General features: G+C 35.7%; 9 protein-coding genes and 1 pseudogene. All 10 read right to left on the bottom strand.

Annotated elements, in window-relative coordinates:
- Positions 1-215: 215 nt before the first annotated feature.
- Positions 216-383 (bottom strand): annotated as a pseudogene (locus KA858_RS12935) (hypothetical protein); the annotation flags it as partial.
- 180 nt (positions 384-563) lie between these two features.
- Positions 564-1460, bottom strand: coding sequence for an L-serine ammonia-lyase, iron-sulfur-dependent, subunit alpha (gene sdaAA, locus KA858_RS10720; RefSeq protein WP_053028816.1), 897 nt, complete (start codon positions 1458-1460; stop codon positions 564-566).
- Positions 1461-1473: 13 nt separating this feature from the next.
- Positions 1474-2160 (bottom strand): serine dehydratase beta chain, encoded by a 687-nt coding sequence (locus tag KA858_RS10715; RefSeq protein WP_053028817.1) that lies wholly within the window; start codon positions 2158-2160, stop codon positions 1474-1476.
- A 2-nt stretch (positions 2161-2162) separates the two neighbouring features.
- Positions 2163-3209, bottom strand: a complete 1047-nt coding sequence (locus KA858_RS10710) for a PTS sugar transporter subunit IIC (RefSeq protein ID WP_053028818.1) — start codon at positions 3207-3209, stop codon at positions 2163-2165.
- 518 nt (positions 3210-3727) lie between these two features.
- Positions 3728-5221, bottom strand: coding sequence for a xylulokinase (gene xylB, locus KA858_RS10705; RefSeq protein ID WP_210135669.1), 1494 nt, complete (start codon positions 5219-5221; stop codon positions 3728-3730).
- A 356-nt stretch (positions 5222-5577) separates the two neighbouring features.
- Positions 5578-7173: a gamma-glutamyltransferase gene (locus KA858_RS10700; protein ID WP_210135667.1), complete on the bottom strand. Its 1596-nt coding sequence runs from the start codon at positions 7171-7173 to the stop codon at positions 5578-5580.
- Between the two features lies 1 nt (position 7174).
- Complete coding sequence (locus KA858_RS10695) at positions 7175-7336, bottom strand: hypothetical protein (RefSeq protein WP_182739035.1); 162 nt, start codon at positions 7334-7336, stop codon at positions 7175-7177.
- On the bottom strand, positions 7326-8399 hold the full coding sequence (locus KA858_RS10690) for a CapA family protein (RefSeq protein ID WP_210135666.1): 1074 nt from the start codon (positions 8397-8399) through the stop codon (positions 7326-7328). Before KA858_RS10690 ends, KA858_RS10695 begins: the two co-directional genes overlap by 11 nt.
- A 23-nt stretch (positions 8400-8422) precedes the next feature.
- On the bottom strand, positions 8423-8875 hold the full coding sequence (gene pgsC / locus KA858_RS10685; protein ID WP_107629120.1) for a poly-gamma-glutamate biosynthesis protein PgsC: 453 nt from the start codon (positions 8873-8875) through the stop codon (positions 8423-8425).
- Between the two features lies 1 nt (position 8876).
- A complete protein-coding gene (pgsB, locus tag KA858_RS10680; RefSeq protein WP_210135665.1) occupies positions 8877-10034 on the bottom strand; it encodes a poly-gamma-glutamate synthase PgsB in 1158 nt (385 codons plus the stop codon).
- Positions 10035-10069 lie beyond the last annotated feature (35 nt).

Here is a 10069-nt window from a genome sequence, read left to right as displayed (position 1 = left end):
TAATAATCGAATTCAACAAAAACTAGGCTACTTATCCCCTGTAAAATACAGAGAATTAGCAGCCTAGAGTATAGTATTTTTATTAAGTTCCCATTTAAGGGGTTCAGTACCGTGAGCCCCTTTTACTCACTTACTTTTCTTTTATCGTCTTTTTCAAAAAGGTCTTCTTTCTCATGAAAGATTTCTTTCTTAAATAACATTTCTATTTGTTTCCTCTTTTTCTCCGCAATCACAAAACCCACATAATAAAATAGGAATACAATAATCATACTTAATGACATTGATTGTAGTAAGAGGTTCTCCCATGTTCCCTCGACAGTCCATAATTGTGTGATAGTTGTGTTAGTTACGAATACAAAAAAGATGATACATAACCTTAGCATATCATCATCCCCTTTTGAGTTATTTTATCTGTATTGGTGAAATTTTGCAATAACTTTTTTAATTTTCTGATAAATATATGCAATTTTAAATCGTTTACATGACACACCTAATACTAAATAAAAAAAGCCATCCTCAAATGCCTCACAGACATTCAAGAATGACTTATAACCATGGTGGGCTTATGAGAAGCTATTCACTTCTGCTTCACCAAAGATTTTACGTTTGATTGCTTCACCAGTTGGTGTACCTGCTAAACCACCAAGTCCTGTTTCTCTTAATTCAGCTGGTAAGCCACGTCCTACTTTATCCATTGCTTCGATAACTTCATCCACTGGAATTCTACTTTCAACACCAGCTAATGCTAAGTCAGCAGAGATTAATGCGTTACCAGAACCAATTGCGTTACGCATTACACATGGAATTTCAACTAAACCAGCTACTGGGTCACATACTAGACCAAGTAAGTTACTGATCGCTAGTGCCATTGCGTGACCAGATGCTTCAGGTTCACCACCGAAGATGGATACCGCAGCAGCTGCAGCCATTGCTGAAGCTGAACCAACTTCTGCTTGGCAACCACCTGTAGCACCTGCAACACTTGCGTTATTAGCAACAACGCGACCAAATAATGATGAAACGAATAAGAAATCTATCATTTGTTCTTCTGTAAGGTCATGTGTTTTTTCTAATTTAAATAATACGCCCGGAATCGTTCCGGAGGAGCCAGCTGTTGGTGTTGCACAAATGATACCCATTGCTGCGTTTACTTCGTTAGTAGCAACGGCGCCTTTCACTGCTTCAACCATTTCATGGCCTGATAAAGCATGATTATTTTCATTATATTTAGCAAGTTTAATCGCATCTTGACCAGTATAACCTGTTACACTTTTAACGCCTTCGCCTGTTGATCCTTTAACTACAGCATCTCTCATGACGTCTAAGTTCTGTTTCATTGTTTCTCTAACTTCGTCACGTGTTTTACCTGAAAGTTCCATCTCTTCTTGGATCATAATATCTGCAAAAGACATTTTATTTTCGACTGCGTAGTCTATTGTTTCTCTAATTGAATCAAACATCTTTAATCCCCCTCTATTTAATATAGGATATATTTAAGTGACTATATTTTTCTTTAATTTGATCTAACGTTGATTCAGATAATGCCTTGTTTAGTGGTAATACTGCTAAACTGAAATTATCGCCCGTTTGTGTCATTTCTTCTTTTATGTCAGCACCAAGTTCACTTACATCATTGATAAAATGATTAACTTCTGATTTATTTGCCGCCCCATCCATTTCTAAGATAGGTAAACCATAGTTAAAATCAATGTCTAGACCTTCTACGCTAATGCGTTTTAATTTAATTGTACCGCCACCGATTGAATTCCCAATGACTTCAATGTGACGTCCATTACCTTCTGCAACAAGATACGCACAGTTAGGATGTTCACCAATACTGTCGCCTTCTTCTTCAATAATGTTCACTTCGATATTTTGGTCTTTAGCAATTGCTAATGAACTTTTAATACGACTATCAAAAGTGCTGTAACCCATTGCACCACCAACGATGGCTAAATCCGTACCGTGTCCTTGATGTGTTTGAGCAAAGGATTCGTAATAATGAATTGTGAGTTTATCTGGCTGTACGCCACCTAATACTGCATATGCAGCATTACCAATTTTAACTGCTCCTGCTGTATGAGAACTTGAAGGTCCCATCATGACAGGCCCAATAATATCAAATGCGCTTTGATAATCGTAGCTTTTTTTAGTAGCCATAATTAAACACTCTCCTTAGGTTGTTTCTGTTTACTAGGCAATTTAATACTCATGTCCATTAGGTTGAATTTTTTAATTAATGTACTGAAGATAAATGCTAAGATAACACTTACAACTGCAACTGTAATGATTGTGATAATTGATTTTGTAGCATCGTTAAATCCGAATAACACGATTGCACCTGCAATTGGTGTTGCCATACCTTTAACACCGATAACAAGTCCACTAAATGTTACGATACATGCGTTTACTACACCGATAATTGCGTTTGTACCATATAGTTGTAGAGGGTATTTTGCAATTAAATCAATTTGTGTTAATGGTTCAACAAATACTGCGAATGCTTTTGATTTACTTCCGCCAATATTAAGTCTGCTGAATAATACATAGTTAACAAATGATGAACCTGTACATGTTAATGCACCGATAGCCATTGGTATACCAGTTAGTCCTAATAAACTAGTTAATACCATTGAACTTAGTGGTGTCATACCCGTTACAGGAATAACTAATCCTAAAATAACTGCTAATGCGTATGGATTGCTGTCTCCTACTGATGTAACTGCGCCTCCGATTTGATGTAATACAGCCATAACCCCTGGGCTAATAGCTGTTGCTAAACCAAATACAACTGCTGGAGCAATTAAAATCACAGCAATTAAATCCAAGCCTTCTGGTACTTTTTTCTCGATAAATTTAATACCGAATGAAATAAGGTACGCTGCAATAAATGCTGGTAATAATTTAAAGTCATGTAATACGAGACCAACAATGACTGCAAATACAGGTGAGATACCCATTTTCAAACAAGTTAAGATACCAACTGCAACACCTGCAAGGCTTCCTGCTAAGTCTCCTATAGTTTGTAAAAATTCAATATGGAATACGCCACCAATAGCGTAACTTAGGAATGCTTGTGGTAAGAAAGTCGCACAAGCAGCTCCTGATAATGCTTGTAGTCCTTGTTTACCGTATGGCGCAAAGTTTAAGAATAGCGTCATAACGATAAGCACTAATACGAGTGTACCCACTCCTAAAATAATATTCATTCCCCAAAACCTCTTTCAATTTATTTAAGAACCATAGTCATACTACACCCTCTAGAAAACGATTTCAAGACTTATTCAGTGACAAAAATGTAAATTTGTGAAATAAATCACATTAAGAGACTTTTTGAGGATAAAATATTTTTAATTTGAAATCTTTTGAAAAAATCTAAATAATTTTAGTTATTTTACACCGCTAAAACTATCTTTGTAACCCTTTTCAAGGCAACACTAATATTTGTAATAATTAGTTAAATTGTACACATTTATTTTGTTATATATTCACTTTAACGTGTCAATTTATAGTTACATAACAAACTGCTCACAAATGAAAAAATTGTAAAATTTAAATTATTAAGTTTTTAGCACAATAAACGGGCGTGGAGCAGAATTTGTTATGAATTCATTGTTCCACGCCCAACTTGCTTGGCTTGTAGTATTTCTTCTATAATCTTTTTATCGCGTTCTCGTCTAAAAGGCTAACGCTCATTTGGTTCTATCCTAATTGTCGATTTGAACGATTAATCTTCAATCTTTAATAAAGCTTCTGTTAATTGATGTGTGTGATGGTAAATGTCTTTGTATACTTTATAATATGCTTCATATTGTGCGTGTCTTGTAGCGTCTGGTTCAAAGGTTTGACCAACATCAATAAATTTTTCAACACATGCATCAAAGCTGTCAAACCAGTTCAATCCATAAGCTGCAATCATCGCCGCGCCCATACTTGGCCCTTCTTCATATTTCAATTTTCTGATCGTCGCATTGAAAATATCTGCTTGCATTTGTAACCAAAATGAACTTTTGGCACCGCCACCGATTGAAGTGATATGCGTTATCGTCTTACCTGCTTCTCGCATTAATTGTATAGAGTCATATAATGAGAACGTAATACCTTCTAGCACTGCTCTCGCAAAATCCGCTTTCTTATGGCTGCCATTAATACCAATAAAACTGCCTCGTATAAATGCATCTCCATGTGGTGTACGTTCACCTGCCAAATATGGTGCAAATAGTAAATGGTTCGCGCCAATGGTTGACGTACTGGCTTGTTGAACAATATCATCAAAGCCATCCTGTTCAAAGAAGGTTTGTTTAAGCCAATTTAAACTGTAACCCGCAGCTAACGTCACACCCATAGCATAAAATGTTTGAGGCACACTATGATCAAAGAAATGGATATTGTTAGTGTATTCAGTATAACCTTCACTTTCTACATTAAGGACAACACCAGAAGTTCCGATACTACAAAGCGTATCATTACCATTGATGATACCCGCTCCAATTGCGCCACAGGCATTATCTCCCCCACCAGCATAAACTTTCACAGGTGATTTAAAACCCAGTGTTTCCACTAGTTCTGAGCGTACTTCGCCAACCGCTTCTGTCGAACGCACTAAAGGTGGGTAAATATCCCCAATACCTAAACGTTCACCAACATCTTTAGTCCAATCATGTGTTTCTGGACTTAATAATAGTGTACTCGCCGCATCTGAATATTCCATATGTATTTGGCCTGTTAAACAATAACGCACATAGTCCTTAGGCAATACAAAGACACTCACTTGTTCCCACAATGATGGCTCATGTTGTTTCATCCAAAGCATCTTAGGTAACGTAAATCCTTCAAGTATAGGATTGCCATTTAATCTTTCTCCGTATATGTCTTTGATTTGCATACATTGTTCGGAGTTGCGTGTGTCATTCCAAAGAATCGCGTGACGTACCGGTTGATGATTGTTATCTAGAGGCACTAAGCCATGCATTTGCCCTGAAAATGATAGCCCTTTAACACTATAATTTGCCATTTCAGGTGCTTGATTTATACGTTTAATCCCTTGTTTCACCGCTTCAAACCATTCTTTTGGATCTTGTTCACTATAGCCAGCACGGCTTTGTATCAAGGTTAAAGGTTCACTTGTCGAAGCAATCACTTCACCTTGTCGATTGACCGCAATGATTTTAACTGCACTGGTACCTAAGTCAATTCCTAATACTACGTCTTCCACAACCATTCCACCTTTATCAATCAATTGTAAGCGCACATTTTCTTACATATTAAGCAAGCAATTCAATATCTTTTTATTTTATATAAATTTTAAATTAAATTCAAAACCTTTATATTCATCATATCGATTCTGCTGATATTTTCAATAGTAAACTAAGATTTCAAATCTTTTTCAATAAAAAATGAAGCAAGGGTGGAACAGAATCCGCTCTGAATTCATTGTCCCACCCCCATAATAATGACTAAACATCGATTATGTTGATATACATTGCTTCTCAGTTTAGCCAACACATGCACATTGATACTAAACTATCAAACGTTTTGGAACCAATTGCTTACGATGCTTTTTCTAACAAATCACTATTATCTATTACCCACATCTTGCCCAATTTCAACCGTTTGATCATTTTTATTATAAATGGCGCCTTGAACACTACCAAAGTTAGCGTCATTACGTTTTTCTTGAACACCGTAGCCCATACTCTTGAAGATATTAATATCTTCATCACTCGTTGCATTTTCATAATAAATCGTACCACCATCATTATAGAAACGTGGTTTATTTATAGATTCTTGTAACGTACCATTTCCTCTAAGGTAATCAATAAGTACTTCGTTTAAAATCGTAGGAATTTTGTTTCCGCCTGGTGTACCAATACCCATATAGAAATCAGGTCCGACAACAATCGATGGTGACGTATATGAACGTGGTGCTTTATGTTTATCACCATAGTTTGGACTATTCGGATCACTTGAGAAGTTTGTTAACGAGTTGTTCATATAGAAGCCTTGCTTCATAAATTTACCTGCGCCAAAGAAACTAGATAATGTATTCGTTGTACTAGCGACTTTACCATTCTTATCAATCACTACGAAATGCGTTGTACTCGTAGTATCAAGTGACGTTTCAAAGTCACTGTTCGTTTCATTGCCACCACTGTTTACATTATTTAAGTTATCTAATAAATAGTCTTCTGATAAATGTGAATCACTATTTGCTTCTTGACCATTAACGATATCCCTATTTCGATACATTACATCACGTGATTTAACAATACCATTAATGTAATCTGCTCTATCATTACTTGAATTGGCGCTTTCATCAATTTTCAAACCTTGTAACATTAAAACACCACCTAAAGGGTTTGAAACAGAGTAGATTGTGTTATTGAAATATTTGGTTGCTACAGGTCGTTTTTCTTCAGTTTTAAATGTTGAAAAGTCTTTTTCAGTTAATTCACTATCGACTTGTTTAGATATACTTTTGGCGATGTCTTTATAAAAATAGTCAGGCCCTTTATCTCTAATACCTTTAATTGTTTTAGCTAATGCAGGTTGTTTCACCACATCACCTTCACGTACCGTACGTTTTCCTTTAAAGAATGGAGAGTTACGGTCGATATCTGATCCATAAATTTTTAAACTACGTTCCAATTCTGAATCCACTTCGAAACCATCTTCGGCTAGTGGCACAATATAACTGAATATTTTCTTCTCGTCCATTTTACCTTCACGTTGATGCATATCATGCATACCTCTAACAAATCCTGGCGTACCAATTTCATCGCCTTTCTTATAATTATAAGAAGACAATGTTTTATATTCATACATCTTAGGTTCTTCACCATCATTACCATTGTATGTAAGTGTGGCACCACCGCCACCTAATCCTGATGAGTGTGGTTCTGTTACTGCTAATGCATAGGAAACACCTACAGCTGCATCTACTGCATTACCACCATCTTCAATAATTTTATTTCCGACACGTGTGGCAATAGGGTTATTTGATGCTACACCATATTTTTTACTACTGCCAGAGGATTTATGATCTGCAATTTTATTTTCGAATAGTGTATCTTTATCAGGATTGTCTTCTTTATTGAAATAGTAAAAGACAAAGGATATCAAAATGGTGATAACTAAAATAACTGATAATGTCACTTTACTATAAATATTCATACTAACTGGCCCCTTTAGATAAATATTGCTCCGTTGCATCTTTTAATTCATTTTTCTCAAAATTATCAAGGCCTTCGTTCGCTTTGGCAAACGTTACCATTAACAGAATTGCAATTATAATGAGCGTTGTTGCAATACCTAACCAATGCTTTTTAATATTCAAAGGTATATCCTCCATTCTCCTTTTTAAGGTGAATTGATTTGTCGTTAATATTATTGTAATAACGTTGTGCCTCTACCTTGTTCATGTTGTCTTTTGTTATCTTGCCATCTGCGCCACGTACTGGCGTAATGCTGAATTTATGATGTTGTCCATTCCAATCGTGTTGAACGACCATCCCTTTTTGATTTTTAGATAGGAATGAATCTGACGTTAAATTACCTAAACTATAAAAGATACTCGCATTTTTATATTTTTCAACTTTTTGAACGACCGAATTATGGCCGATGATAACATCTGCGCCAGATTGCACTAAAGCATGTGCATACTCTTTTTGACGATCCGTTACACTACGTTCATTCGTAATACCCCAATCCACGTTAACAACAACTAAATCATTATTTTCCTTTAAATTTTTGATCAGCGGAACAAAGATTTTAGGATCTAAACTAATAGATGTTGTATTTTTAAGTGGATCCTCATAATTCGAACCTACATCCGTAAATGACACATTGGCTATTTTTTTACCTTTTACCGTTTGTTGTACCGTTTTACTGTTAATTGGATTCGAACCGTTGCCAGTCATAAAGTTATAATCGGTTTGCGCTTCCACTTGTTTACTCAAATCTTGGGCTTGCACATTATCAATCGTGTTATTGATTAAATTGACACTTTTAATATTTTGCTTTTTCAAGAACATAATATTCTCAATATTCTTCTTAATATTCGTTTTCGGATCATTTGAGAAGTGGCTTACTAAGAGTGACGCCGTTGAGAAGTCACTGTGTTGAAGCGGTTGTTTCAAGCCATTAAACACATCGTTAAGATCCATTTGTCTAAAATGTTTATTCAATGTGATATTACCTAAATATGTACTACGAATATAATCATTACCTGAGCTTGACATAGCCTCAACTGGCTCAACTTTCACAGCTCTAATAGCGAATACCAGAAGTACAAGTGCAACAATTAAAACGATAAGTGTATAAATGAAGTTAAGGCGTTTGTGTCGTTTAGATTGCTTAAGTAACCATTCGCTCGCTGATAACCGTTTTTTCTTTTTCATTACTCTGCGCTCCTTGCTCGCGATTAATTAATAAAGCTATATAAGAATAAGATGACATACGTGATACAAGTAAGTAACATCGTTGTTGACAACGTAATCACGACACCTTGTTTTTGAATTGTATTCGCAATGATTCCTGGAATAACGACACCAATACCAGACACTTGAACCATTTCAAATGGCGTCAATGGATAAATCAAGTCGAATAGGAATTTAAGAACCATCCCAGTTAAAATCATCGCCGCAAATTTTCTTCTTCCGTACAAAATAACCCATCTACTAATACCATATGTAACGATGAAAAATGTTAAACAACTAATGATTAACACAGATAATAACATGACGGGCTGATCGAATATAAGTGCTAAATAGCCTGGTACAACGAGCCCTGCTGGATTAATCCCAAATTTCTCGGCAAATATTAAACTTAATACGATACCGACAAATAGGGAGAAGTATAATTCTGAACCTATCATTTTATTCTATCCCTTCTATAAATTCTGCTATTCTACCACCTGGACCATGAATATTACCTACACAGAAAATGAGTGCTTTGTGTGATTCTTGCATGATGGCTTTTTCAATTTCTGGGAACTCACGGTTTTCAAAATTAAGATATTTTTTGTCAGGTAAGTGTTGCATTAAGTCTGTCACCATTTGCGTACTTTTACCGGTACAAATCAGTGTGTCAAAGTCTACATCGTCAATAAAGTTTTCAACAAATTGACGTGTTCTATCTACCCTGTCTGAACGACAATTTAAAATAACTACTTTTTTGGTATATGGATAGTTGTAAGATTCAACTTTGTTCAAAATCGCTTTCGTCGATTGTGGTTCATTGGCAGCAAATGCATTAACAAATACATTTCGTGTGCGATTTGCATTAAAATATTTAATTTCTACTGCGCCAGGATCTGGAGGTGCATTTAACATACCTCTTAATGCAGTATCCTTATCTATCCCAACAGCTTGCGCAACGCCTAATGCGATCGCAACGTTATCTGGAAAGACAAGATAAGGGAACTTTCTTAAATAGGATTCAGGAATTTTATCTTTATCAACAACGATTAACTTCGTTTTTCGTTTTTTAGCTTCTTTTGCGAAAAATTTAGTATAATCGTCTTTCATCACAACTAATGTCCCTTTGTATGGAATTGTTGCAGTAAACGCTTGTGCAACATCTTGAAGCGTAGGTCCAAGCACATCCATGTGGTCTTCCATAACATTGACGATAACGCCAATATTGGCTTTGACTAAATCCTGTTGAAAGGTAATCTGATAATCTGGATTAACTGCCATACATTCGTTCACTAACGCCTCGGCTCTTTGTTTAACCACTTTGCGCACGATGTCACGTTGTTCCCCAATATTAGCACCTTGGGGTTTCCTAATGACTGGATATTCTTTGTCAGTAAACCAATATAACATTCGGGCATCTGTTCCTGTCGTTTTGCCTATCACATGATAATGATCCTCTCTTAGAATGCTATAAATCATTCTAGTGATAGTTGATTTACCTCGAATACCGTTAATGTTGATTCTAATCGGAATCTTATTAAGTCGATTTGTATGACGCTTTTTCTCTTTAATACCGAGCCATAAAATCAATGCGATACAAATTATAATGAGAATCACAGTATAGTCCCTCTCTTTGATTGTTTTTAATATTA

The sequence above is a fragment of the Staphylococcus sp. GDX8P80P genome, from assembly GCF_017893095.1.
Classification (GTDB): domain Bacteria; phylum Bacillota; class Bacilli; order Staphylococcales; family Staphylococcaceae; genus Staphylococcus; species Staphylococcus borealis.
The sequence above is the reverse complement of the archived record's forward strand: the minus strand, read 5'-3'. Positions and strand labels throughout refer to the sequence as shown.

Coding starts and splice junctions, on each gene's coding strand:
- sdaAA (WP_053028816.1), bottom strand. CDS start 1,460: ATGTTTGATTCAATTAGAGAAACAATAGACTACGCAGTCGAAAATAAA.
- KA858_RS10715 (WP_053028817.1), bottom strand. CDS start 2,160: ATGGCTACTAAAAAAAGCTACGATTATCAAAGCGCATTTGATATTATT.
- KA858_RS10710 (WP_053028818.1), bottom strand. CDS start 3,209: ATGAATATTATTTTAGGAGTGGGTACACTCGTATTAGTGCTTATCGTT.
- xylB (WP_210135669.1), bottom strand. CDS start 5,221: ATGGTTGTGGAAGACGTAGTATTAGGAATTGACTTAGGTACCAGTGCA.
- KA858_RS10700 (WP_210135667.1), bottom strand. CDS start 7,173: ATGAATATTTATAGTAAAGTGACATTATCAGTTATTTTAGTTATCACC.
- KA858_RS10690 (WP_210135666.1), bottom strand. CDS start 8,399: ATGAAAAAGAAAAAACGGTTATCAGCGAGCGAATGGTTACTTAAGCAA.
- pgsC (WP_107629120.1), bottom strand. CDS start 8,875: ATGATAGGTTCAGAATTATACTTCTCCCTATTTGTCGGTATCGTATTA.